Source organism: Erwinia sp. PsM31 (assembly GCF_030433775.1).
Lineage (GTDB): Bacteria > Pseudomonadota > Gammaproteobacteria > Enterobacterales > Enterobacteriaceae > Erwinia > Erwinia aeris.
Window position 1 is genome coordinate 1 of the sequence record NZ_JARUWZ010000003.1, and the last position, 22,420, is coordinate 22,420.

At 54.9% G+C, this 22,420-nt stretch carries 23 protein-coding genes and 1 pseudogene; 15 read left to right on the forward strand and 9 right to left on the reverse strand.

Features of this window, described 5'->3' with window-relative positions; translation table 11 throughout:
- Positions 1–91 (reverse strand): annotated as a pseudogene (locus tag QCD69_RS02960) (flagellin FliC); the annotation flags it as partial.
- Positions 92–452: 361 nt separating this feature from the next.
- Here QCD69_RS02960 and fliD point away from each other — a divergent pair.
- The 4 genes from fliD (at position 453) to amyA (ending at position 4,299) form a co-directional block, all read left to right on the forward strand.
- A complete protein-coding gene (gene fliD / locus QCD69_RS02965; RefSeq protein ID WP_301250974.1) occupies positions 453–1,898 on the forward strand; it encodes a flagellar filament capping protein FliD in 1,446 nt (481 codons plus the stop codon).
- A 16-nt stretch (positions 1,899–1,914) separates the two neighbouring features.
- Entirely contained in the window at positions 1,915–2,322 is a 408-nt protein-coding gene (gene fliS / locus QCD69_RS02970) for a flagellar export chaperone FliS (RefSeq protein WP_125287994.1), read from the forward strand.
- Positions 2,322–2,690: a flagella biosynthesis regulatory protein FliT gene (fliT, locus tag QCD69_RS02975; protein ID WP_125287995.1), complete on the forward strand. Its 369-nt coding sequence runs from the start codon at positions 2,322–2,324 to the stop codon at positions 2,688–2,690. The genes fliS and fliT overlap by 1 nt, the downstream gene beginning before the upstream one ends.
- Before the next feature lie 127 nt (positions 2,691–2,817).
- On the forward strand, positions 2,818–4,299 hold the full coding sequence (gene amyA, locus QCD69_RS02980) for an alpha-amylase (RefSeq protein WP_253460503.1): 1,482 nt from the start codon (positions 2,818–2,820) through the stop codon (positions 4,297–4,299).
- Between the two features lie 41 nt (positions 4,300–4,340).
- Here amyA and yedD read toward each other — a convergent pair whose 3' ends face one another.
- Positions 4,341–4,820: a lipoprotein YedD gene (yedD, locus tag QCD69_RS02985; protein ID WP_253460501.1), complete on the reverse strand. Its 480-nt coding sequence runs from the start codon at positions 4,818–4,820 to the stop codon at positions 4,341–4,343.
- A gap of 155 nt (positions 4,821–4,975) precedes the next feature.
- Here yedD and QCD69_RS02990 point away from each other — a divergent pair, with 155 nt between their 5' ends.
- Both QCD69_RS02990 and QCD69_RS02995 read left to right on the forward strand, forming a co-directional pair.
- Positions 4,976–5,299, forward strand: a complete 324-nt coding sequence (locus tag QCD69_RS02990; protein WP_253460498.1) for a DUF6388 family protein — start codon at positions 4,976–4,978, stop codon at positions 5,297–5,299.
- A gap of 425 nt (positions 5,300–5,724) precedes the next feature.
- Positions 5,725–7,104, forward strand: a complete 1,380-nt coding sequence (locus tag QCD69_RS02995; protein WP_253460495.1) for a GGDEF domain-containing protein — start codon at positions 5,725–5,727, stop codon at positions 7,102–7,104.
- A gap of 40 nt (positions 7,105–7,144) precedes the next feature.
- Here the strand turns inward: QCD69_RS02995 and QCD69_RS03000 are convergent, their stop codons facing one another.
- The 5 genes from QCD69_RS03000 to QCD69_RS03020 form a co-directional block, all read right to left on the reverse strand.
- Positions 7,145–8,893 carry an amylovoran biosynthesis protein AmsF gene (locus tag QCD69_RS03000; RefSeq protein WP_253460491.1) on the reverse strand — a complete coding sequence of 583 codons (1,749 nt, stop codon included), beginning with the start codon at positions 8,891–8,893 and terminating at the stop codon, positions 7,145–7,147.
- 257 nt (positions 8,894–9,150) lie between these two features.
- Positions 9,151–9,450 carry a hypothetical protein gene (locus tag QCD69_RS03005; protein ID WP_253460489.1) on the reverse strand — a complete coding sequence of 100 codons (300 nt, stop codon included), beginning with the start codon at positions 9,448–9,450 and terminating at the stop codon, positions 9,151–9,153.
- Positions 9,447–10,874 (reverse strand): hypothetical protein, encoded by a 1,428-nt coding sequence (locus QCD69_RS22855; RefSeq protein ID WP_367317856.1) that lies wholly within the window; start codon positions 10,872–10,874, stop codon positions 9,447–9,449. Before QCD69_RS22855 ends, QCD69_RS03005 begins: the two co-directional genes overlap by 4 nt.
- Entirely contained in the window at positions 10,871–11,338 is a 468-nt protein-coding gene (locus QCD69_RS03015) for a glycoside hydrolase family protein (RefSeq protein ID WP_125288002.1), read from the reverse strand. Before QCD69_RS03015 ends, QCD69_RS22855 begins: the two co-directional genes overlap by 4 nt.
- 237 nt (positions 11,339–11,575) lie before the next feature.
- On the reverse strand, positions 11,576–11,941 hold the full coding sequence (locus QCD69_RS03020) for an antiterminator Q family protein (protein ID WP_253460486.1): 366 nt from the start codon (positions 11,939–11,941) through the stop codon (positions 11,576–11,578).
- 368 nt (positions 11,942–12,309) lie between these two features.
- Between QCD69_RS03020 and QCD69_RS03025 the strand changes: the two genes are divergently transcribed.
- Both QCD69_RS03025 and QCD69_RS03030 read left to right on the forward strand, forming a co-directional pair.
- Positions 12,310–12,867, forward strand: coding sequence for a helix-turn-helix domain-containing protein (locus QCD69_RS03025; RefSeq protein WP_367317857.1), 558 nt, complete (start codon positions 12,310–12,312; stop codon positions 12,865–12,867).
- Between the two features lie 399 nt (positions 12,868–13,266).
- A complete protein-coding gene (locus QCD69_RS03030; RefSeq protein ID WP_253460480.1) occupies positions 13,267–13,440 on the forward strand; it encodes a hypothetical protein in 174 nt (57 codons plus the stop codon).
- Between the two features lie 254 nt (positions 13,441–13,694).
- Here QCD69_RS03030 and ymcF read toward each other — a convergent pair whose 3' ends face one another.
- Positions 13,695–13,886: a cold shock small protein YmcF gene (ymcF, locus tag QCD69_RS22860; RefSeq protein ID WP_367317858.1), complete on the reverse strand. Its 192-nt coding sequence runs from the start codon at positions 13,884–13,886 to the stop codon at positions 13,695–13,697.
- A gap of 958 nt (positions 13,887–14,844) precedes the next feature.
- Between ymcF and QCD69_RS03035 the strand changes: the two genes are divergently transcribed.
- Complete coding sequence (locus QCD69_RS03035) at positions 14,845–15,033, forward strand: hypothetical protein (RefSeq protein WP_253460476.1); 189 nt, start codon at positions 14,845–14,847, stop codon at positions 15,031–15,033.
- A 171-nt stretch (positions 15,034–15,204) separates the two neighbouring features.
- Here QCD69_RS03035 and fliE read toward each other — a convergent pair whose 3' ends face one another.
- Complete coding sequence (gene fliE / locus QCD69_RS03040; RefSeq protein ID WP_125288006.1) at positions 15,205–15,516, reverse strand: flagellar hook-basal body complex protein FliE; 312 nt, start codon at positions 15,514–15,516, stop codon at positions 15,205–15,207.
- A gap of 244 nt (positions 15,517–15,760) precedes the next feature.
- Between fliE and fliF the strand changes: the two genes are divergently transcribed.
- From fliF to QCD69_RS03070, 6 genes are read left to right on the forward strand one after another with little or no spacing between them, the layout of a single operon-like run.
- Positions 15,761–17,488 (forward strand): flagellar basal-body MS-ring/collar protein FliF, encoded by a 1,728-nt coding sequence (fliF, locus tag QCD69_RS03045; protein WP_301250977.1) that lies wholly within the window; start codon positions 15,761–15,763, stop codon positions 17,486–17,488.
- A complete protein-coding gene (gene fliG / locus QCD69_RS03050) occupies positions 17,485–18,477 on the forward strand; it encodes a flagellar motor switch protein FliG (RefSeq protein ID WP_253460469.1) in 993 nt (330 codons plus the stop codon). Before fliF ends, fliG begins: the two co-directional genes overlap by 4 nt.
- Positions 18,470–19,174 carry a flagellar assembly protein FliH gene (gene fliH / locus QCD69_RS03055; RefSeq protein WP_253460466.1) on the forward strand — a complete coding sequence of 235 codons (705 nt, stop codon included), beginning with the start codon at positions 18,470–18,472 and terminating at the stop codon, positions 19,172–19,174. The genes fliG and fliH overlap by 8 nt, the downstream gene beginning before the upstream one ends.
- Positions 19,174–20,538 carry a flagellar protein export ATPase FliI gene (gene fliI, locus QCD69_RS03060; RefSeq protein ID WP_125288010.1) on the forward strand — a complete coding sequence of 455 codons (1,365 nt, stop codon included), beginning with the start codon at positions 19,174–19,176 and terminating at the stop codon, positions 20,536–20,538. Before fliH ends, fliI begins: the two co-directional genes overlap by 1 nt.
- A 10-nt stretch (positions 20,539–20,548) precedes the next feature.
- Complete coding sequence (gene fliJ / locus QCD69_RS03065; protein WP_125288011.1) at positions 20,549–20,995, forward strand: flagellar export protein FliJ; 447 nt, start codon at positions 20,549–20,551, stop codon at positions 20,993–20,995.
- A complete protein-coding gene (locus tag QCD69_RS03070; RefSeq protein ID WP_301250978.1) occupies positions 20,992–22,299 on the forward strand; it encodes a flagellar hook-length control protein FliK in 1,308 nt (435 codons plus the stop codon). Before fliJ ends, QCD69_RS03070 begins: the two co-directional genes overlap by 4 nt.
- The last annotated feature ends 121 nt before the right edge of the window (positions 22,300–22,420 follow it).

Here is a 22,420-nt window from a genome sequence, read left to right on the forward strand (position 1 = left end):
GACGCTCGATAGCGGTGCTCAGAGAAGCCTGTGATTTGTTCAGGTTGTTCTGAGTAGTCAGCGACATGATGTTAGTGTTAATAACGGACATAATAGTTTCCTTCAAAATCAGTTAGTTTGTTAGGCTGAGCTTTTAACGCTCACGGCGTCTGCCACCGTTACTGAAGTTATCGGTTGGGTTAATCTGAACTTTAGAAAAAAAGTGAAAAACCCATTAGCCCGTTGAATCAACATTAAAAATCGTGACTATTCTACCCTTCCCGACCGCCGTTTCGCGGCCGATACGTACTCTGCAACTCTCATTATAGTAACCCCGGCCTGAAGAAACGATCTGGCTAATTACCTGCGGATACCCCTCTTATTCTGCCCATTAAATTTTTTTCTGCGGCGTAAACTTTTTATCTCTGCGGCCGATATGTGTTTTGCACCTATCTCATTCTTAAGGATCTCTCATGGCAAGTGTAAGCTCGCTCGGAGTCGGTACCAGCCTTGATCTGGATACCCTTTACACCAGTTTAGAAACCGCTGAGAAGACAAAACTGACCGCGATTACTAAACAACAGACGACCTATAATTCCCAGCTCAGCTCTTATAGCAAGCTGCAGAGTTCTATGGCCGCGCTGCAAACGGCGGCGGCGGCGCTGACCAAGACGTCTGCTTTCAGCGCGACGGCCGTAACCAGCACCAATACTTCCTTTACCGCTACTACCGACGCAACGGCCTCAACCGGCGATTACAGCGTTGACGTTGATCAAATAGCGAAAGCGCAGACGCTGATGTCCGGCTCGTTTAGCAGCAACAGCACGGCGCTGGGCGGCACCACCAGCGGCAACAGCCGTACGCTGACCATCGCCCAGGGCGGCAGCACTACGCCGCTGACGATTACGCTGACCGACAGCCAGACGTCGCTGTCCGGCATTGCCGACGCCATTAACAAAAGCGCCGGCAACGTCAGCGCCAGCATTATTAAAGCCAGCAGCGGCGATTACCGTCTGATGCTCAGCTCGAAGACTACCGGCACCGACAGTGATATGACCGTCAGCGTGACCGGCGACGATACGCTGCAAAGCGCGATTGGCTATAGCGCCAGCGCGACCGGCACGCAAAATATGTCGGTGCAGACCGCCTCTCAAAACGCCAAACTCAACATTAACGGCGTGGCGATTGAGCGTAGCAGCAACAATATTACCGATGCGTTAACCGGCGTTACGCTGAACCTGAACGCTCCCAGCACCGATGCCTCCGGCGAGAAGCTGACGGTTTCACGCTCTATTGATGACAGCAAAAAAACCATCAATGCTTTTGTGACGGCCTACAACTCGCTGAAGTCGACTATTGCTTCGGTTACCAAGTATACCGCCGTTTCAGCTGGCGAAACGCAGGCAAGCAGCAACGGCGCGCTGCTGGGCGACAGTACGGTTCGTGCGGTAGAAAACAGCATGAACTCGATCCTGACCACGGTACAGGGCGGTTCCTACTCGATTCTGGCGCAGCTGGGCATCACTATCGATCCAACCGTGCAGAGCGACGGTTCTACCGGCGCGCTGACCGTAGACGACACCAAGCTGACCGCCGCGCTGACCAATAACCCGCAGGCTGTCAGCCAGTTCTTTATCGGCGACGGCAGCACCACCGGTTTCGCGACCAAGCTGAACAGCACCTTAACCGCGATGCTGAGCACCACTGTCGGTAAAGAAGGCATCATCAAGAACGCAGAGGATGGCATCAATACCACGCTGAAAACGCTGAGCAATCGCTATGATCAAATGAGCGATTCGATTGACGCGACGATGGCCCGGTACAAGACGCAGTTTACGAACCTGAGTACGCTCGTAAACTCCCTGACCAACACGTCGACCTACCTGACGTCGCAGTTTTCTTCAACTTCATCCAGCTAATTAAGCCGGGGACGATATGTATAAAGATTCAGGAGCGCAGCTCTACCGCAAAGTAGGTTTGGAAAGCAGCGTGCTGGGCGCCAGCCAGCAGCAGCTGACCACGCTGTTGTTCGACGGGGCGCTTAGCGCCCTGGTTCGCGCACGGTTGTTTATGCTGGATGGCCAGATTGAAGGCAAAGGCAACGCCATCTCCAAAGCCATCAACATTATTGAAAATGGGTTGAAAGTGGGCCTGGTGGATGAAAGCGGCGACGAGCTGGCTGCCAATCTGCTCGCGCTCTATGACTACATGATAAGACGCCTTCTCCAGGGTAATTTGCAGAATGATGTCGCTGCCGTTCAGGAAGTAGAAGATCTGCTGCGCAACATTGCCGATGCCTGGAAAGAAGTTACTGTTAATACTGTTCTTCAGGACGCCGTTTAATGAATATTGCACCGCATCTGCTCTCGATTTACCAACAGCTTTTAGTGCTCAGCCAGTCAATGTTGCGTCTGGCAACAGAAGGCGAGTGGGATAAATTGATCGAAATGGAAGTCGATTATGTCAGTGCGGTGGGAAAACTGGCGGAGTGTACGCAGCAAACACCCGTCTCGGCTCAGACTCAGGACCAGTTACGTCCTGTACTGCGCCATATCCTTGCCAACGAAGCGGAAGTGAAAAACCTGCTGCAGGCGCGCAAGGCAGAGCTGGCGCAGCTGATTAGCCAGACCAGCCGTCAGAAAACCGTCAATAAAGCCTATGGCGGCATGGCGGGCGTGATCCTGTTCCCGCAAAACGCCCAGGGCGTTTAATTCCACTCGGGCAATCGTCCCGAATGAAGCCAGTAAGCGCAGCGGAAAATATTTCTGCGCTTACCGCGCTTTTCCCGCCGCCTCTTCCATACTTCAGTTTCCCGCTGATGACTATTGGAGCAATGGCATGCGTAACCCCACATTATTACAGTTCTTTCACTGGTATTACCCCGAAGGAAGCAGGCTGTGGCCAGAAGTGGCTGAACGCGCCGAATGGCTGGCGCAGGCGGGGATCACCGATGTCTGGCTGCCACCAGCCTATAAAAGCTCCGAAGGCGCAACAGGCGTAGGCTACGCCACTTACGATCTTTTTGACCTTGGGGAATTTGAACAGAAAGGCAGCCGCGCCACCAAATATGGCGATAAAGAGCAGCTGATCGCGGCGGCAAACGCGCTGAGAGAGCATGAGGTCGGCGTCATTATGGACGTGGTCTTCAACCATAAAATGGGCGCGGACGAAAAAGAGAAGGTGCAGGTCAATCGCGTTAACCCTGAAAACCGGGAAGAGATCGATGACGAGGTGATTGAGGCGGAAGCATGGACCCGTTTTACGTTTCCGGGCCGTGGCGGCCAGTATTCAAAATTTACCTGGGATTATAAATGCTTTAACGGCGTGGACTGCATTGATAACCCGGAGGAGTACGGCGTCTTTAAGATTATCAATGCCTATACCGGCGACGGCTGGAACGAACAGGTTGACGACGAGCTGGGCAATTTTGATTATCTTATGGGCGCCAATATCGATTTCCGCAATCGCGCGGTTACCGAAGAACTGAAGTTCTGGGCGCGCTGGATGATGCAGCAGCTGCCCTGCACCGGCTTTCGTCTGGATGCCGTCAAGCACATTCCCGCCTGGTTCTATAAGCAGTGGATCGATCATATTCAGGAAGTGGCAGAGCAGCCGATGTTTATCGTGGCGGAATACTGGTCGCACGAGGTCGAGAAGCTGCAAAACTATATTCATCAGGTCGAAGGCAAAACCATGCTGTTCGACGCGCCGCTCCAGATGAGATTCCACAACGCCTCCCGCGAGGGCGCCAACTTCGACCTCAGCCAGATTTTCAGCGGGACGCTGGTCGAACACGATCACTGGCATGCTGTAACTATTGTCGCTAACCATGATACCCAGCCGCTCCAGTCGCTGGAGGCGCCGGTAGAGCCCTGGTTTAAACCGCTGGCCTATGCGCTGATCCTGCTGCGCGAACAGGGCGTACCCTGCGTCTTCTATCCCGACCTGTTTGGTACCAGCTACAAAGACACGGGCGGCGATGGCGAAGAGTATCAGATTGATATGCCGGCAATCCCGGAGCTGCCTGCATTGCTGCGTGCGCGCCAGGAACATGCGCACGGCATCCAGACCGAATGGTTCGATCATCCGAACTGTGTGGCTTTCGCGCGCAGCGGCACGGATGAACACGCGGGCTGCGTGGTGATTATGTCAAACGGCGAACAGGGCGAGAAAACGCTGCCGCTGGGCATGGATTTTGCCGGTAAAACATGGCACGACTACCTGGGCCATCGTGAAGAGCAGGTGACCTCGGACGAAGAAGGCAACGCGACCTTCTTCTGCAATGCGGGCAGCGTCAGCGTTTGGGTGCTGGATATTTAAAAAAATGCGCGCGCGGCGGGCCGCGCGCGGCTTGTTCAGGATCAGGATTTCCCGTTTTTCATCATCACTTTATGATGCGACCGGCCGTTGCTATGTGCTTTGGCGACTTTTTGCGCCTGCGCCTGCTCTGTAGCCTGTTTTAACGCTTCCTGACACTCGGCGGTTGGCTGCTGCACCTTCTGCATCACCAGCTTGTCGTAGTGCAGCGCCTGTCCTTCCAGCACCAGCGGCATGACGCGCACTTCATTATTTACATTCACCCAGTCGCCGGAGAACAGGGTAATCTTGCCCGGCTTGGCGATAACGCGCTGCCACTGGCGACAGTCCAGCGTATCGCCTTCGGCGGTAACGATCAGGCTGGCTTTTGCCTCTTTGCTGACCAGCCCCTTCTGCGGCCCCATCGTCTGCCAGTTACCAACCAGGTTTGCAGGCGGCGGCGTTTTAATCGCGCTCTGGTAATTAGGTATTTGCGCACAGCCAGTCATCGCGACGGCAGCGGCCGCTAAAATCCACTTTTTCATGTTCAGTTCCTGATTCTTCAGCCAGGCGCTACGTTATAATTTTTTACCCGTACAATTCAAGCTGTCTCGCCCTGCCCTACGCGCTTTTCAACAGCAGATGCTGAAAAGACGCCGGACGTGTAAACTGGCGCATCATTTTTTTGCCGGACCCCGCTATGAAAACCATTGAAGAGTATTACGCCGCCGCCACCGCGCTTTTTCTGGAAGCGCACCCGGAAATCAAAGCCGGTATCGCCGCGCTGAGCCAGCAGGACGCAGAGACGCTCGGCATGTCGTTACCGGCCTTACAGCGTATGCAAACCGATCGCGCCTATGCTGCGTTTACGCGTGAAAAAAAGCTGGATGGCATGTTGTTCGCCATCCAGCTGGCCGAGCCGGATAAAGCCGTAGCGGCTCAGGCTATCGAAGCCTACCTGCGCCAGCACGCCGAAGCGCTCGGCATGAGCTGGGAAGAATTCTGCATTAAAAACGAGCTGTAGCTGTTTATCCTGCTTTTTTCCGGCGTAATCCCTCTGTTGCGCCGGATAAACGCAACTTCAGGACCGACCCCGGTGAGAATGCTCTCAAACAGAAAAGCGCAGTGAATAATAATGCGTAAAGCGCACTTTTTTACGGTATATATAGCCTTAACGCCTGTATCTCGTGATAGATCGCGACAGGATGATTAATTTTTCAGGAGATTGAAAACAGCAAATTATAAGGATATTCTTTACGCGCTTTTCCGCCTGGATAAATAAGCCTGACTTTATTGCCTTGTCGCGACCAGGGGCATTATCTGCTTTACCTGTTTGAATCATAAGAAATTATTAAGAATACTAAAGTCAGAAAACCAACTGTGATAGCTGGAAGTATAAGCGCAGGCCACGTTTGCGGCATTGCCTTAAATAAAATTTGAGCCACCGAAATGCCATTAAGTAAATATAAAATCAACCTGGTTATTCTGCTATTTTTTATCACTCTTTGTATGGCAATGCTGGGGCTTTACTGCCGCACTAACGCCGCGCTTTCTCTTTTCTGGCCCTGCAACGCGATGCTGCTGGGTCTGCTGGTCCGTTTTCCCCAGCTTAGCTCGGCCCTGACTTTTCCGGCTATTTACGTTGGGCTGGTGACTGCGGATATCGCTTTTGGCACGCATGTCGCTGCCTCAATGGGCATGGACGCGGCCAACCTCTCTTTTATCGTCACCGGCCTTGGCGTCCTGCTAACCGGCAGCACTACGTCACGCCGCCTGCAGGCGCTGAACCGCGTTTTTCCGGCTTCTGTCGTGGGCGCAGCGGTATGCGCGGTTATCGGCTCGGTCGCCAGCCAGCACTATTTTCATGACGATTTGGTGCAGGGCTGGATTTCCTGGTTTTGCGAGCAGGTATCCACTTCTATTCTGCTGTTGCCGGTCATGATTACCTTGCCCCGCAGCGATGAAATCAACGAGCTGCTGAGGGAGTGCCGTCAGGTTTCGCCGCTGCCGCTGATTTCGCTGGGCGTATCCATCGCCGCCGGCATTAGCGTGGGCGGCGGCGGCAGCCTGATTTTTCCCCTCCCGGCGCTGATGTGGTGCGCGGTCAGCTATCCGCTTTTTATCACCTGTCTGCTGACGCTTATCACGGGCATCACTGAAATTATCCTGGTCGCCAGCAACGTATTAACGATTCAGGGCAGAGACGATTTCTTTCTGATCGATAGTCTTGCTTCGGCGCGGCTGGGCGTAGCGGCGATGACGGTCAGTCCGCTGATCGTCGCCCTTAGCGCTACCGCCAATAAAAAGCTGGTGGCGCGCATTACCCGACGGGCCGATTACGATCTGCTTACCGGCGCGCTGACCCGCAGCGGTCTGGCCGCCAGGCTCGACGCTTTGATGGCGCGCAGGGATCATAACTTTAACGGTGCGGCTTTTGTGGTGGATATCGATCGCTTTAAAAATATCAACGACACTTTTGGACATGCGGCGGGAGATTATGTGCTGGCGCAAACCGTCGAGCGTATTCGTCAGACGCTACAGCAAACGGCGATTATCAGTCGGATGGGGGGTGAGGAGTTTTTAATTTTAATTGAGGATATTTCGCTGCCTCGCGCTTTTCTGCTCGCCAACCGGCTGCGGCAGAGCATTGAGCAGCATACGATTATTCTTAACGACGACGATCTAAGCGTGACGATCAGCATCGGTATCAGCTCGCTGGAGCGGGTTGATGCTAAAACGCTGGATGAAGCGATTAAGAGCGCGGATAAACAGCTCTATCTGGCCAAAAGCAGCGGCCGCAATCGGGTCTGTCCGGAAGTTGTGCTGTAAAAAAAAAGGCCGCCATCACTGGCGGCCAAAGCCTTAACGGCTAATAGTAAGCAATTTTACGGTCTGTACCGTTAATATTGACCGTGACATAGCCTGCTACTGTCGTGGTCGAAGGTGCTGTAGCGGTAGCGGTAGCTATCGTCAGCACGCCTTTTTCATTGGCGCCAATCCCTGCCAGTCCGTTGTGCAGGCTCATCCTGGCGTTGACCACCGTTGTCCCTACGACGCTGGCATCGGCTTCTGCCAGACTGGGTCGGTAGTAACAGCACTCGCCGGAATCAAAGCGGCTTGGGCCCGTCGCCCGCAGGCTGAACGAGGTATCGCCGCTGTTGGCTTTCACCTTGATAAAGACTTCCGCAACGGTCATCCCAACACGGTTGATTTTGGCCTCCAGCACGGACGGCAAGCCTTTGTGCTGCATATCGCCATAAATACCGTTCCAGCAGCGCGAAATATTCAGCCAGGTCATACAGGAGTTGGTTGAGGTGATCGGATTGCCCAGCGTTTTATCCAACGCTTCCGTACTTAGCTTGCCGATAATCTCAAAAACCCATTGCAGGTTATCTTTCGGGAAGTTAATTAATCCCAGATTGAACCACTTATCGGTGCTGGTATTGTTCGTCACCCGATAGCCGGAGTACCAGCCGGGACGAATCGAACCGTTGAGCGAGATACCGTAGTTTTCATCGCGGCGCCAGCCGTACTCAAAGGCGGACAGCCAGCGGCTTTTATCATCAAAGGTCAGGTCCAGCGCGCTGCCGCTTTGCAGGTTAAGCTGACGCATCTGCACGCGGCTGTTGGTCATATTCAGCTTGTTGGCGCAATCCTCCACGCTCAGCGCATCGACAATCCACTGCCCGTCACTTAAGTTGCCGGGGAAGCGGGTATGTTCGATCCAGACGTTGTTGATCAACCCCTGGGTCACGCGCGGCATCCACAGCGTCGCTTCGCCATAGCCGTACTGGAAGTTCGCATTCGTCAGCTCAATTGCCGTTGAGTGATCCCACGAACCCGCCGCCGTGCCGGAATAGTTGACGTCAAAAATCCGGCCGTAGGTGGTGGTGGTATAAACCTGGTTAAACTTGGTATCCAACGTATCCAGCAGCTTGATAACCGTACCGCCGCAGTACTGCGCGCGGAAACCGTCAATCAGTACGGATTCGCCCGCCACGATGGTATTTTCAAAGAACGGCTGCGTGTTGGAACACATCGCCGCCGTAATCGCCCCCGTATTGGTTTTAACATCAGCCGCCGTCTGACCATCCCAGCAGATACCTTCAATGGTGACACGCCGCGATTTAACCTTGAATACCGGCGATGATGACTTATCGGAAATAATGGTGGTACGGGGGATGGCGCCGTGCGGGTTATGATCCCCGTAGAGATAGAAGAACGCCGTCTCACTTGCTGAAATATCAATGGGCTTAACCAGAAATTTACCCGCCGGGAAGCGTACGGCGATATCACGCATACTGGTGTTATACGTCTGTGCCCAGTTCAGCATGTTTTTAACCGGCGTAGTATCGTCGTTAGCGCCATCACCGCGTGCGCCGAAATGGAACAGGTTTACCTCATCCGGATCGTCCACCACGCGGCGCCAGTAGAATCCGTTTCCGACCGCAATGGTACCGCCATTATCTGCCGGCAAAGAAGTGGTAACGTAGCCCACGAAATTACCGCCGCCGCGATAGTAGTTGTCGTTATTATAATAACGACGCAGGATAGCCAGCTCGCCGGTTTTGGATGGCGCAGTTGTTTTCAGTTCAGCAAAAGAGTTAACTTCAATCATAATAACCTCCGCGACAATAAGCAGGTGCAAATTGCCTGTAGTGAATAAAAGAATAGTTAAACAGATTTAGCCTTTATTATTTCCCGCCTGCTCCTTCCCCTGGAGGGCGATTAGTGTCCTTTTTATTTGTGCAGAGTTTATTCCACATATCATTGTGCACATTTATTTCCTTCACTGTCCTGATGTCCATGAGTTTCCAGTCTTCCCCGTATGTTTTAATAGGTGAGAAAAACGTACAGGATGAATCCACAATTAGCCTAGGGCTGTTTGTCGTTGTATTGCGACTCGCGCAGCTTGCGACGAGCGTCGTCGTCATTAAGAGCATTATTAGCGGCCTGAACATTTTTGGCTTCCTCGCTATTTTTTGCCTGCTTTTCAGCAACGGCGGAAATTTGCGCGCTTTCAACCTTTGCGGCCTGAACGTCCGCTTTCGCTTTCTCCTGCACCTTGCCGGTTTTTTTACCGCCGAACCAGCTGGCCACGACTGCCGCGATTACTACGCCGATCCCGGCAAGGACATGCCAGCTCCCGTTAAATAAGGCGAGGAAACTTGTCATGATTTCTCTCCCGGTTTAGGCTGCGTTTCCGGTGCCACAGGGGCTGAAGCAGGTGCTGCCGCCGTATGCGAACCGCCTGGCCTGCCGGCTACGGCAGTTTGATCCGACGTTACTACCGAAACTTCAGGCGCTACGGGCGTTGATACCGGCGCTACGGGCGTTGCGTCAGAGTCCGCAGGTGCCGGGTCAGATGGCGTCGTTGCGTCAGGTGCCGTCGTTTCCGGCGTGACCGGCCTGCCGGGTACCGCGGTTTGCTCCGACGTCACGACTGACACCTCAGGCGCCACGGGCGTTGATACTGGTGCCGCAGGCGTTGAGTCAGATTCCGCAGGCGCTGCGTCAGGCGGCGTCGTTGTGTCAGATTCCGCAGGTGCTGCGTCAGGCGTCGTTGTCGTTTCCGGCGTAACCGGTCTGCCGGGCACCGGAGTTTGCTCCGATGTCACGACTGAAACCTCAGGTGCCACGGGCGTTGATATCGGCGCGGCGGGCGCTGAATCAGAGTCCCCAGGCGCTGCGTCAGGCGGCGTCGTTGCGTCAGGCTGCGTCGTTGCGTCAGGCTGCGTCGTTGCGTCAGGCTGCGTCGTTTCCGGCGTAACCGGCCTGCCGGGCACCGGGGTTTGCTCCGATGTCACGACTGAAACCTCAGGCGCCACGGGCGTTGATACCGGTGCCGCAGGCGTTGAATCAGATTCCGCAGGCGCTGTGTCAGGCGTCGTTGTCGTTTCCGACGTGACCGGTCTGCCGGGCACCGGAGTTTGCTCCGATGTCACGACTGAAACCTCAGGTGCCACGGGCGTTGATACCGGTGCCGCAGGCGTTGAATCAGATGCCGCAGGTGCTGCGTCAGACGGCGTCGTTGCGTCAGGCGGCGTCGTCGTTTCCGGCGTAACCGGCCTGCCGGGCACGGGGGTTTGCTCTGACGTCACGACCGACATCATGGCCGAGGAGGATCCCATCCCCGATGCTGCTGCCATTGGCATTGCTAATATCTCTGGCATCACCGAGCCGGAAGCCATAGCCGGCGCCGTAACCGCGGTTAGCGGGTTAGCGACCGGCACCCGAATTGGCCTTATTTCCGCCGTTGGCCCGGCGGCCAGCTGCCCTTTTTCCGCCGCTAATTTTTTCTGTCGGATAAACTGGGCGATTACCGCCATCGCGACCATAAAAGAGGCCAGGAAGCCCAGAAAATGCTGCGGAATAACCGTTTTTACATCCTCAGGCAGGCCGTTCCACGCGCTGGAAGCGGAATCCGGGAAGGACTGCACCCAGGCGCCGATGGCCGAGCCGGCGGAGGCCAGCCAGACAGACCAGGTTTTGAACAGGAGCTTAGCGTGGGCTACCAGCTGGATGTTGCCGTGTTTACTGCTCCACCAGACGATAAACCCGATCGCCATCACAATAAGAATAAAGAGGATAAATTTCATAACGCCCCCTGCCACGCATCATAAGTTCCGCTGCGCATAGCCTCTGCATGACGCTTCGCTCGGGCAGGCGTCTGTTTTGCCCAGAGGCTGCTCAGCATTCCTTCCGCCGCGCCTGAAAAGTTTTTATTGGAAATCATGACCAGCGTATTTTTAAACGCGGCCAGCCCGTCGATGCCAAGCTGATAAGCCATACTGTAAAGCACATCAGCGCGAGCTTCGTTGCACTCTTTGAGCGCGGCTACTAATACCGGTCTGTTATTCATTTCCTTTATTTTGTCGTTAATTATTTTTTGCATCCATACATCGCCGACCTCACGCGGAACGGTGAATGAATAATATTTCAGCGGCGCCTCTTTGGGGCCAATGAGAATACCGCACCCCACCGTTGGGTAGCCTTCAGTATCGATATATGGCTTCTCTTTATAGCCTTCTTCATAGGCCAAAATTTGAATTATCTTACTCATTTTTCACCCCTTCATCGAATAAGCCGCCGTAGCGGAATGGATAAGGACCTTTCCCCGGTGAAAATGAATTTTATATTTATGCAGGCGGTTTAAATTGCCTTTCTAACACACTAGAACCGAAATTGCGTACGCAACCAATTTTTCTTAAAAAAATTTTCAAGCTATAGGAAAAGATATTTAAAGTTAAAGGAATTTTTTAAAGGAAATAAAATATTTAGGCCCGTAACGAGGCGAAAATTATTTTTCGCACTCCAGCTCTACCTCCAGCGCGCTCAGCACGCCTTCAACAAAGCCCTCGGCGGTTTGCAGCTGTTTACGAATGGTGCCGTCCGCACAGCGACGACGGCGCGCAATAGAGCGCAGTGAGATCCGATAGTGATAGTGCGCCACCAGCAGCGCATGTTCGTCAGGATGATTAATTTTCAGTCTGCTGATGCAGCTATCAAGGATCATGCCGTCGTTATCACTACAGGTAGGACGATCGGAAGGCGCGGCGGTAATCAATCCGCGGAATCCGGCGGCGATGTGTGAATAGCTGACGCCGCTCTGTTCCGTCGCCGCCCAGCCTCCCCATTTTTCCAGCAAGCGTTTCATGTCTCGCATCTTGACCCCCTCAGAGTGAGTAAAGCAGAAGAAAAAATGAAGTTTCCCACACTTTCTCTTAACACCTGCTAATTTCAAAACGGTACTGTTTTTTTGCGTGCGGCGCTGCCGCTTCGCTTGTTTTCCCTGGGTCAAATGGGTTGCCAGCGGTTAGGCTGGACGGCCTGATTGTCAAAGAGCGGGCGTGCTGAAACTGATAGCCTGAAGGAAGAACTTTTATCCGCTTAAGTATCAACACACCTTAATTAATAGCATAGGTTATTAAACCTGCCAATAGCAAAGCGTGTTTGACGAAAAATACGCGTCGCTATAAATTCTGGTATATGAAACCGAATACACTCGCCTACCGACTGAACATGGCTATGACCATGATGGGGATCACCCAGGGTGCTTTAGCTAAAGCATCGGGCGTATCACAACCTACGATCTGGCGTCTGACCAAGGGAGAGGCCGAAGGGTCGCGCAAACTGGTCGATATTGCCAGAGCGCTGGATGTTAATGTGCAATGGCTGGCCAGCGGCGAAGGAGAGATGCGCGGCAACGCTGGGCTGAGCGCTATTGATAAAGTAAAAAGTGGATCGACGATTCCGGTCTGGGGACCGGAAGGGAAAACAGGGGAAATAGTCTCTTCGCCCAATGGAGTAAAGGCGAAGAAGACCTGGCGCGCCTACATTCTTGACAGGAACAGTGGCTGCGCGGAAGCCACTACCGGCAGCATCGTTATTGTCGATACCGACGTACCACCCGAATCTGGAGATTTGGTCATGGCCAGGGTGAGTTCACGCATCTCGGTTTATCGCTATCTGGAAGGCCCCTCCAATGGTTTTTTAACCGTGGACGATCCCCGATTGCCCGCCGTAGAACTCTCCGATGAGTCAGAACTGATTGGCGTAGCGATCTTTCTAATCCGTGATTTAAGGCGATAGTTACTGACATCCTGCCCTGGCAGAATGGTTTCTTTGTAACGCCCCCCAGACACTCTGTGCAGCACAGATATCATCAGCTTATCCTCGCGAAAACCCATCCTCTGTAACAGTTAATCTGCGCAGAGGCTTTGGCGCATTGATTCAACTGAATAGATTAGTAAAGCTTTTAATAACATCGCCAGAATAATACGTAAAAAAAGCGTTAATAAAATAATTAAGCAAACAAAAACAACAACTTAAGCTAATAACAAAAGTTATACTTGCAATACCTATTGATATTAATAATAACTATGGCTATTGTTTTTTAAGGTGGACAAATTCCCCCCACTTAACATTCCTCATCGCCTTGTTTAAGTCGCTGGGAAATCGACTAATTTGCCCGTAACCGGAGGGTTGTTTATGACCATTATCATCTGGAAAAAGTCCCGTCCTGCCGGCACCAGCAAGAGCCGTTATAAGGCCAGACGTGCCGAGATGCAGAAGGTGTTGGCGCAGGAAGAACAGCTTGCCCGGCGGATAACGCGAACGTTGGCGGGCTGCAGTTTGAGGGTGCTGAAGGCGGTACACAAGTGACACAATGGCCTGCTCCTGTAATTTATACTGGTTTTATATACAGTATTATTTCTTTTACCGGGCAGGCAAGTTTTTTTCATAGCGGCTGGTACGGTTTTAAAGGTCGTTCTCCCCTTCCCACCGTTCCCCCGTACTGTCGCAGGGCGCAACAGTGCAGGTCTGCGCAGTAAAATGCGCGCAGGCCGACGGAAAATCAGGCCCGATCGGCGTTAGCAGCGTGACAGGCCGGAAAAAAACTTTTTTGGGGCGATAGACTAGCTGGCGAAAGCTTTGTAGCTAACCGTCATGGTGGCTTTGCAGAAGATGCAGTTAGCGCCGTGAGGATTTTTAGGCGTGATACTGTGGAGCGAGAAGCGGTACTGACATCCGTGGCATGTCGGACATCTGAATTTGATAGGAGGAATAAGTAGCCTTAGTTTTACGAAATTGAAGCTCCAGCCTAACACTCCCTGCCGTCTCTGTCGAATCTAACACCCGTTCCACATCAATAAATGCGATTATTTATTCCGTCAAACTGCTTCGTTGACGTTGGTGAAGTTCTTAAAGCCGCTTCTGATATGGATACGCCTGCTAAAACGCCATCACAGCGCTGTCACAGCATTTTTATCCATTAACGTCCTGTCACCCTGGTAGCGTGCCGTAACGGTGTCAGTCGCTCGACAGCGGCTCTGAAGCGGGCTGCCGTCATAGCAGCCCGGATCCTGCGGATCCTTGATATATTCACGGCCTTTAAGGCCTTTTGCCGACATTAAGACTAAACTCAAGAGGCATTTACTCCGGTAGACATAATCCGGATAGCGTAGTCGTACCACCCCCTTGTCAAGCCTTACGCCTTTCACACTCAGAAACAGTCAAATCTTGTTTATCAATTCTTTGCGGGGGATTTTACCGTGGTGTTTTTTGCGACCCGTTTCCGGCTACCGTACGTAACCAGAAGCAGGGTAAAAAAAATCAGAGCTGAGCCAATCAACGTTTCCATTAAAAGCCTGCCTTAATGATTTGATGAAGTCCCTATTTTTGCCCGACGCCGCTAAACGCTTTGCCAACATGCTGCATAAATGTCCTGTTCTGCCCTTCTGGTAAGCGCTATCTGACGCCGCTATAACGATTTTTTGCTCCCGTTTTGCGAAGGGTTATGCATTCTTCTGCAAGTCGGCTGTAAGAGATTTTATTTTTTGGAATAAACGTCAGATCTGAAAGAAGTTGTCGGTGACAGCCTTTCGGCAACAGGCTTAGGATACAAAACGAAGTCAGAGAAAAGTCAGGACAGACCGTTACAACGGATGCCAAAAGCAGTATGGCAAGGGAGCGTAACTTATGCGAAGGCAAGTAAAGAAAACAGTCAGCTTGCCGTTCCCGGCGTTAAACCAGCCTCATGACGGCCAGATCAGCGGAGAAGAAAGGATGCTTAACCGAATCAAAAAACTGGAAGAAGATATGTACATCGTCCGGACAGACGTGGCGGTCATCAAGGCCAGCTATGCCACACGGGCAGACGTCAGCGAAGCGAAACAAAGCATTATTTTATGGGTGGTAAGTGCCATTTTTCTGGTGCAGCTTTTACCTGCTTTTATTCACTACTTCAGCCCTTAAGCCGGCAGGCCACGGCATTCGCCCGGCAAAGCTGCTGCTGGCATCCGTAAGCCAGCCAGATGCGCAATGGCGCGATGGCCCTACCCCAGAAACGTTGGCGCCCAGGCCTGCGTATGGCCCTGGCGCAAAATACGGCGGTAATAAGCGGTTTTAAACCAGAAGGCTGGCGGACTATACCTGCATATTCATCACTTCGGAGTAGGCATTGACCAGCTTGTTGCGCACCTGAATGCCCATCTGCATAGAAAGCGATGCCTTCTGCATATCGATCATAACGTCATTCAGGTTCACGCCGGGTTTACCCAACTCAAAATCCTGCGCCTGCGTACGTGCTTCAGTTTGCGTATCGCTGATTTTGTTCAGCGCAACTTTCATCGCGTCTGCGAAATCTGCGTGGCTGGCCGCATCGGTCTGCTTACCGCTTGCCTGAATCGCTGCGGTCTGCAGCTGCTGCATTACGCTCTCAATACCCTGAATTGCCATGACTTACCTCGGTTAGAAAAGGGAGAAGATTTTTGCTGTGTGAAAACTTACCACAATGTCAATAAGACAAAGCCCGTAAATAAGAGCAAAAGTCATAGCTTATCCAGCCATCGAATTTTTCATTTCAGAAAATAATGGCACCCCATAAGAGGTGGATTAATTTGTTTAGCCAGCACATCAGGGAGTCAGATTTGTTACGACACTACACGAAACAGTCCGGTCAACTGTCAGGCGGGAAAGAGTCATGAATGCAACTGTCACGCAGGATCAACCAGAGAAGAAAGGTTTGAACGACCTTTTTGCTCGTTTAAAGGCAAATCCTCGCATCCCGATTATCATCGCTGCGGCGGCTGCCGTTGCCATTGTAATCGCCATGGTGCTGTGGGCCAAACAGCCTGAGTACCGTGTGCTTTACAACAACCTCAGCGATGAAGATGGCGGCGCCATCGTCACTCAGCTGACCCAGATGAACATTCCTTATCAGTTCGATGATAAGGGCGGCGCGCTGATGGTGCCCGCTGAGAAAGTGCACGAGCTGCGTCTGCGCCTGGCCCAACAGGGCCTGCCGAAAGGCGGTGCGGTCGGCTTCGAACTGCTGGATCAGGAAAAGTTCGGCATCAGCCAGTTTAGCGAGCAGGTTAACTACCAGCGCGCGCTGGAAGGCGAACTGTCCCGTACTATCGAAACGTTAGGCCCGGTCAAGAACGTACGCGTACATCTTGCCATGCCAAAACCGTCGCTGTTTGTGCGTGAACAGAAAGCGCCAACCGCATCGGTTACCCTGACGCTGCAGCCCGGCCGTGCGCTGGACCAGGGTCAAATCAGCGCCATCGTGCATATGGTATCCAGCAGCGTTGCCGGCCTGCCGCCGGGCAACGTGACCGTGGTCGACCAGGCCGGTCATCTGCTGACGCAGTCCGATAATGCCGACCGCGATCTGAATGACGCGCAGCTGAAATACGCCAGCGATGTGGAAACCCGCTACCAGCAGCGTATCGAAGCGATCCTGAACCCGATTTTGGGTAACGGCAACGTACACGCTCAGGTAACGGCGCAGATTGATTTTAATGCTCGTGAGCAGACCGACGAGAAGTATCAGCCCAACACCGATCCTTCTAAACAGGCGATCCGCTCACGGCAGAGCAGCAACAGCGAGCAGTCCGGCGGTCAGTCCGGCGGCGTGCCCGGCGCACTCTCTAACCAGCCTGCGCCTGCCAACAGCGCGCCGGTGACGACGCCAGCTAATGGCGCAAACGGTGCGAACGGTGCGAACGGTGCAAACGGTGCAAACAGCACCACGGCGAACAACGCCACGGCAAACCAGAACAGCAGCACGACAAAAACCGGGCCGTTAAGTAGCCGTAATGATGACACCACGAACTACGAAGTAGACCGCACCATCCTGCATACCAAGATGAATGTAGGTGAAGTACAGCGTCTTTCTGTAGCCGTAGTGGTGAACTACAAAACCGACGCGGCCGGCAAGCCGATAGCGCTGACCGATGCGCAGCTGAAGCAGATTGACAACCTGACGCGTGAAGCGATGGGCTATTCAGAGCAGCGCGGCGATACGCTGAACGTGGTGAACTCCCAGTTCAACGATACGCAGGAAATCGGTGGCGACCTGCCATTCTGGCAGCAGCAGTCCTTTATCGACCAGATAATGGAAGCCGGACGCTGGTTGCTGGTACTGATTGTGGCCTGGATCCTTTACCGCAAGCTGGTTCGTCCACAGCTGCAGCGTAAAGCGCTTCAGGAGAAAGCGATGGTGGATGCCGCGACCCAGGCAAGAGCGGGCAGCGATGACGATGCCGTCTCCGTGAAGCTGTCGAAAGACGAGCTTGATCAAGAACGTAAGTCTCAGCACCGCATGAGTGCTGAGGTAATGAGCCAGCGTATTCGTGAGATGTCGGAAAACGACCCACGCGTGGTGGCTCTGGTCATTCGCCAGTGGATGAAGGACGAACTATGAGTCTCACCGGTACCGAAAAAAGCGCCATTCTGATGATGACGATTGGCGAAGACCGCGCGGCCGAGGTGTTCAAACACCTTGGCGCCCGCGAGGTGCAGCACCTGAGCGCCGCGATCTCTAACATGCGTCAGGTTTCTCACAAGCAGCTGACCGAAGTACTGCATGAGTTTGAAAACGATGCCGAACAGTTTGCGGCGCTGAGCGTTAACTCTAACGACTACCTGCGCTCCGTACTGACTAAAGCGCTGGGCGAAGAGCGCGCAGCCAGCCTGCTGGAAGATATTCTGGAAACCCGCGAAACCACTACGGGCATGGAAACGCTCAACTTTATGGAGCCACAGGCGGCGGCAGACCTGATCCGCGACGAGCATCCGCAGATCATTGCTACCATTATGGTACACCTGAAGCGTTCGCAGGCGGCCGATATCCTGGCCCAGTTCGACGAGCGTCTGCGTCACGACGTGATGCTGCGTATCGCCACCTTCGGCGGCGTGCAGCCAGCGGCGCTGGCCGAGCTGACCGAGGTACTGAACGGCCTGCTCGATGGTCAGAACCTCAAGCGTGCGAAGATGGGCGGCGTGAGAACCGCAGCGGAAATCATCAACCTGATGAAGACGCAGCAGGAAGAAGCGGTTATCGAAGCGGTACGCGACTTCGACGGCGAACTGGCGCAGAAAATTATCGACGAAATGTTCCTGTTCGAAAACCTGGTGGAGGTCGACGACCGCAGCATCCAGCGTCTGTTGCAGGAAGTGGAATCGGAATCGCTGCTGGTGGCGCTGAAAGGCTCCGAACAGCCGCTGCGCGAGAAGTTCCTGCGCAACATGTCGCAGCGTGCGGCAGATATTCTGCGCGACGACCTGGCGAACCGTGGCCCGATGCGTATGTCGGCAGTGGAAAGCGAACAGAAAGCCATCCTGCTTATCGTTCGTCGTCTGGCGGAAAGCGGCGAGATGGTGATTGGCGGCGGCGAGGAACAGTATGTCTGATAAATCTTCACTTCCCTGGCAGCGCTGGCAGCCCAACGATCTTGGGCAGCCGAATAAGCCGCTGATGGCCTCGTTCGACGAGCCGGAAGCGCCGCTGGCGGATCTGACAGACGATCCGTTCAGCCAGCAGCAGTCTGAGCTGGAGCAGATGCAAAACCAGGCGCGCAGCGAAGCGCAGGGCCAGGGCTATGCCGAAGGGCATCAGCAGGGGTTCAGTGAAGGACAGAAAGCAGGCTATGAAGCCGGCTTTCAGCAGGGGCTGGCCGAGGCGCAGCAGCAGCAGGCGCCGCTTCAGGCCCGTATGCAGCAGCTGGTCTCTGAGTTTTCCCACACGCTGGAAGCGTTGGACAGCGTGATCGCCGCCCGTCTGATGCAGCTGGCGCTGGAGGCCGCTCGCCAGGTGATTGGCCAGGCGCCGCACGTCGACGGCACCGCCCTGCTTCGTCAAATCCAGGGCATGATCCAGCAGGAGCCGATGTTCAGCGGTAAACCCACGCTGCGCGTGCATCCGGATGATTTACAGCGTATTGAGCAGTCGCTGGGCGCCACGCTCAGCCTGCACGGCTGGCGCCTGATGGCGGACAGCACTATCCATCCCGGCGGCTGTAAAGTCAGCGCCGAAGATGGCGACCTTGACGCCAGCATCGCTACCCGCTGGCACGAACTCTGCCGCCTTGCCGCGCCGGGAGAACTGTAATGACCACCTCTCGCCTGTCGCGCTGGCTTGGCGCGCTTGACTCTTTCGAACAGCGTCTGGCCAATGTGCCGGACGTTCGCCGCTATGGTCGCCTGACCCGCGCCACCGGCCTGGTGCTGGAAGCGACCGGCCTGCAGCTGCCGCTGGGCGCGACCTGCGTGATCGAGCGCATGGACGGCAACGGCGTCAGCGAAGTCGAGAGCGAAGTCGTCGGTTTTAACGGCCAGAGGCTGTTTTTGATGCCGCTGGAAGAAGTAGAAGGCATTTTGCCTGGCGCGCGCGTGTATGCCCGCGTGGCCGGCGACAGCCAGCACAGCGGCAAACAGCTGATGCTTGGCCCGGAGCTGCTGGGGCGCGTACTCGACGGCAGCGGTCGGCCGCTGGACGGGCTGCCTTCGCCGGAAACCGGCTATCGCGCGCCCTTGATTACGCCGCCGTTTAACCCGCTGCAGCGTACGCCGATTACCGACGTGCTGGACACCGGCGTGCGGGCCATTAACGCCCTGCTGACCGTGGGTCGCGGCCAGCGTATGGGCCTGTTCGCCGGGTCCGGCGTGGGTAAAAGCGTGCTGCTGGGCATGATGGCGCGCTACACCAAAGCCGACGTAATTGTGGTTGGGCTGATTGGCGAGCGTGGCCGTGAAGTAAAAGACTTTATTGAAAATATTCTGGGCGCCGAGGGCCGCGCGCGCTCTGTAGTCATCGCGGCGCCAGCGGATGTTTCTCCGCTGCTGCGTATGCAGGGCGCGGCCTACGCCACGCGCATCGCGGAAGATTTTCGCGATCGCGGCCAGCACGTGCTGTTGATTATGGATTCCCTGACTCGTTACGCCATGGCCCAGCGTGAAATCGCCCTGGCTATCGGTGAGCCGCCTGCCACCAAAGGCTATCCGCCTTCCGTTTTCGCCAAGCTGCCCGCGCTGGTGGAACGTGCCGGTAACGGCATTGACGGCGGCGGCTCCATCACCGCTTTTTATACGGTGCTGACCGAAGGCGATGACCAGCAGGATCCCATTGCGGACTCCGCGCGCGCCATTCTTGACGGTCACATCGTGCTGTCGCGTCGCCTGGCGGAGTCGGGCCACTATCCGGCCATTGATATTGAAGCGTCGATCAGCCGCGTGATGTCGCATCTGATCGACGATACGCACTATGCGCGGGTTCGCCAGTTCAAACAGCTGCTTTCCAGCTATCAGCGCAACCGCGATCTGGTAAGCGTGGGCGCCTATGCCGCCGGCAGCGATCCGACGCTGGATAAAGCGATCAAGCTCTATCCGGAGCTGGAAACCTTCTTACAGCAGGGCATGTTTGAGCGCAGTACGTTTGACGACGCCTGTCTGCATCTGCAGGCAATTTTTGGTTAAGGGCTGACTGATGGCAAAACACGCATCGCCAATTGAAACCTTGTGCGGCCTGGCGCAGAAAGATCTGGAAAAGGCCGCCATCCAGCTGGGCGACGTTCGTCGCGGTCAGAAACAGGCTGATGAGCAGCTACATATGCTGCTGAACTATCAGGACGAATATCGCAAAACGCTGAATACCACCATGGCGGAAGGGATTAACAGCACCCGCTGGTACAACTACCACCAGTTTATCGAGACGCTGGAAAAAGCGATCGAACAGCATCGCCAGCAGCTGGCGAACTGGAACGGCCGGGTAGAAAACGCATTGCGCCTGTGGCGCGACAAGCAGCAGCGGCTTCATGCTTATGAAACCCTACAGGCTCGCGCGGCAGCAACCGCACTATTACAGGAAAACCGTCTCGATCAGAAACGGATGGATGAATTTGCCCAACGGGCATCATTGAGGAAAGGCGAATGATGACTTTGCCACTGGTTAACACGGCGGCGAAAACCGCGACCGCTTCCACTAACGGCGCGGCGGCGGATGCTACCGATATCGGCACGGATATTGGCGGTGCGGCTACGGCCGACGGCGCGCAAACCGGCAACGCGGGCTTTCTGTCACTGCTTGGCAATAAGCTGCTGACGCTGGCGCAGCAGGGGCAAACAGCCCTGCCCGCCTCGGCGACGGCGGCCGTTGCCGCTGCCGACGATAAAAATGCCGCCTCGCCGAAGGCGAAACTGAACGCGCTGCTGGCCGCGCTGGATAAACCGGAAACGCTGAACTCGCTGCTACAGTCCGCGAAAACGCCGTCGGAAGACAACGCGATCGCGCTGACTAAAACCCAGGACGACAGCGAAACCGCCGCCGCCCAGCCCCTGAGCAGCAGCGATATGCAGGCGCTTCAGGCGCTGTTCGCCATGCTGCCGCAGGCGCAGCAGCAGCCGACCGCAGCCCTTGCCAAAGGCGGCGATAGCCTGACCGAAGGCAATATCAAAGGCAGCAACGCTAACGCTACCCTTGCCTCGCTGTTAGCCAGCGCGGGCGGAGCTAAGACGACAGCCGTCGACGGCGATGAAACCGCAAAAGACAGCGACAGCAGCATGCCGCTGAGCAGCACTAACACCCTGAGCGCAACGGCCGGCACGCAGAAAGGCGATATCGCTACGCTGAACAGCGCCTTCCAGCAGGTGCTGGGCCAGGTGACTAAAGACAGCGATAAAGACAGTGCCGCCAGCCAGACAACGATTACACCTGGTGTTATCAGCGCTGCTTCCGTCGCCGTGACGCCAGCTACAACCTCGCTGGTTAGCGCACCGGCTACGCCGCAGCTGAGCTCTCAGCTGGGCAGCCCGGAATGGCAGCAGGCGCTGGGCCAGCAGATTGTGATGTTCAGCCGCAACGGTCAGCAGACCGCCGAGCTGCATCTGCATCCGCTGGATCTGGGCAGCATCCAGATTAGCCTGAAGCTGGACAGCGATCAGGCGCAGCTGAGCATGGTGTCGAACCACAGCCAGGTGCGCGCCGCGCTGGAGGCCGCCATGCCGCAGCTGAAGGAAGCGCTGGCGCAGAGCGGCATCAACCTTGGGCAGACCAACGTCAGCAGCGACGCCCAGGCGCAGAGCCAGAGCTTTAGCGGCCAGCAGGAGCAGCGTAATAACAGCCGTGGCAACACCTTTAGTCTTGCTGCCGACGCCGACAGCGAGATCACCCCTATCGCCGTTCCTGCCTCCCTCCAGGCGCGCGCTTCGGGCAGTAATGCCGTTGATATCTTCGCCTGACGATCACAAACGCCAAAGCTAACGGTAAAACCCGCGTCTTTTCGCCCTATTGTTTAGCGAGCGATGCGGGATAATCTGCCCATAACGTCGTCAGAGAGCAGGCACTCCCGGCTCTTGAACA

What these genes read in the sequence shown, in the direction of transcription:
- fliD (WP_301250974.1), top strand. Translation starts at nt 453, where the DNA reads ATGGCAAGTGTAAGCTCGCTCGGAGTCGGTACCAGCCTTGATCTGGAT.
- QCD69_RS22855 (WP_367317856.1), bottom strand. Translation starts at nt 10,874, where the DNA reads ATGAAATTTATCCTCTTTATTCTTATTGTGATGGCGATCGGGTTTATC.
- QCD69_RS03070 (WP_301250978.1), top strand. Translation starts at nt 20,992, where the DNA reads ATGATGACTTTGCCACTGGTTAACACGGCGGCGAAAACCGCGACCGCT.
- fliG (WP_253460469.1), top strand. Translation starts at nt 17,485, where the DNA reads ATGAGTCTCACCGGTACCGAAAAAAGCGCCATTCTGATGATGACGATT.
- fliH (WP_253460466.1), top strand. Translation starts at nt 18,470, where the DNA reads ATGTCTGATAAATCTTCACTTCCCTGGCAGCGCTGGCAGCCCAACGAT.
- QCD69_RS02995 (WP_253460495.1), top strand. Translation starts at nt 5,725, where the DNA reads ATGCCATTAAGTAAATATAAAATCAACCTGGTTATTCTGCTATTTTTT.
- QCD69_RS02990 (WP_253460498.1), top strand. Translation starts at nt 4,976, where the DNA reads ATGAAAACCATTGAAGAGTATTACGCCGCCGCCACCGCGCTTTTTCTG.
- QCD69_RS03035 (WP_253460476.1), top strand. Translation starts at nt 14,845, where the DNA reads ATGCTTAACCGAATCAAAAAACTGGAAGAAGATATGTACATCGTCCGG.
- yedD (WP_253460501.1), bottom strand. Translation starts at nt 4,820, where the DNA reads ATGAAAAAGTGGATTTTAGCGGCCGCTGCCGTCGCGATGACTGGCTGT.
- QCD69_RS03000 (WP_253460491.1), bottom strand. Translation starts at nt 8,893, where the DNA reads ATGATTGAAGTTAACTCTTTTGCTGAACTGAAAACAACTGCGCCATCC.
- QCD69_RS03020 (WP_253460486.1), bottom strand. Translation starts at nt 11,941, where the DNA reads ATGCGAGACATGAAACGCTTGCTGGAAAAATGGGGAGGCTGGGCGGCG.
- fliI (WP_125288010.1), top strand. Translation starts at nt 19,174, where the DNA reads ATGACCACCTCTCGCCTGTCGCGCTGGCTTGGCGCGCTTGACTCTTTC.
- fliJ (WP_125288011.1), top strand. Translation starts at nt 20,549, where the DNA reads ATGGCAAAACACGCATCGCCAATTGAAACCTTGTGCGGCCTGGCGCAG.
- fliS (WP_125287994.1), top strand. Translation starts at nt 1,915, where the DNA reads ATGTATAAAGATTCAGGAGCGCAGCTCTACCGCAAAGTAGGTTTGGAA.
- fliT (WP_125287995.1), top strand. Translation starts at nt 2,322, where the DNA reads ATGAATATTGCACCGCATCTGCTCTCGATTTACCAACAGCTTTTAGTG.
- amyA (WP_253460503.1), top strand. Translation starts at nt 2,818, where the DNA reads ATGCGTAACCCCACATTATTACAGTTCTTTCACTGGTATTACCCCGAA.
- QCD69_RS03025 (WP_367317857.1), top strand. Translation starts at nt 12,310, where the DNA reads ATGATGGGGATCACCCAGGGTGCTTTAGCTAAAGCATCGGGCGTATCA.
- fliF (WP_301250977.1), top strand. Translation starts at nt 15,761, where the DNA reads ATGAATGCAACTGTCACGCAGGATCAACCAGAGAAGAAAGGTTTGAAC.
- QCD69_RS03015 (WP_125288002.1), bottom strand. Translation starts at nt 11,338, where the DNA reads ATGAGTAAGATAATTCAAATTTTGGCCTATGAAGAAGGCTATAAAGAG.
- QCD69_RS03030 (WP_253460480.1), top strand. Translation starts at nt 13,267, where the DNA reads ATGACCATTATCATCTGGAAAAAGTCCCGTCCTGCCGGCACCAGCAAG.
- fliE (WP_125288006.1), bottom strand. Translation starts at nt 15,516, where the DNA reads ATGGCAATTCAGGGTATTGAGAGCGTAATGCAGCAGCTGCAGACCGCA.
- QCD69_RS03005 (WP_253460489.1), bottom strand. Translation starts at nt 9,450, where the DNA reads ATGACAAGTTTCCTCGCCTTATTTAACGGGAGCTGGCATGTCCTTGCC.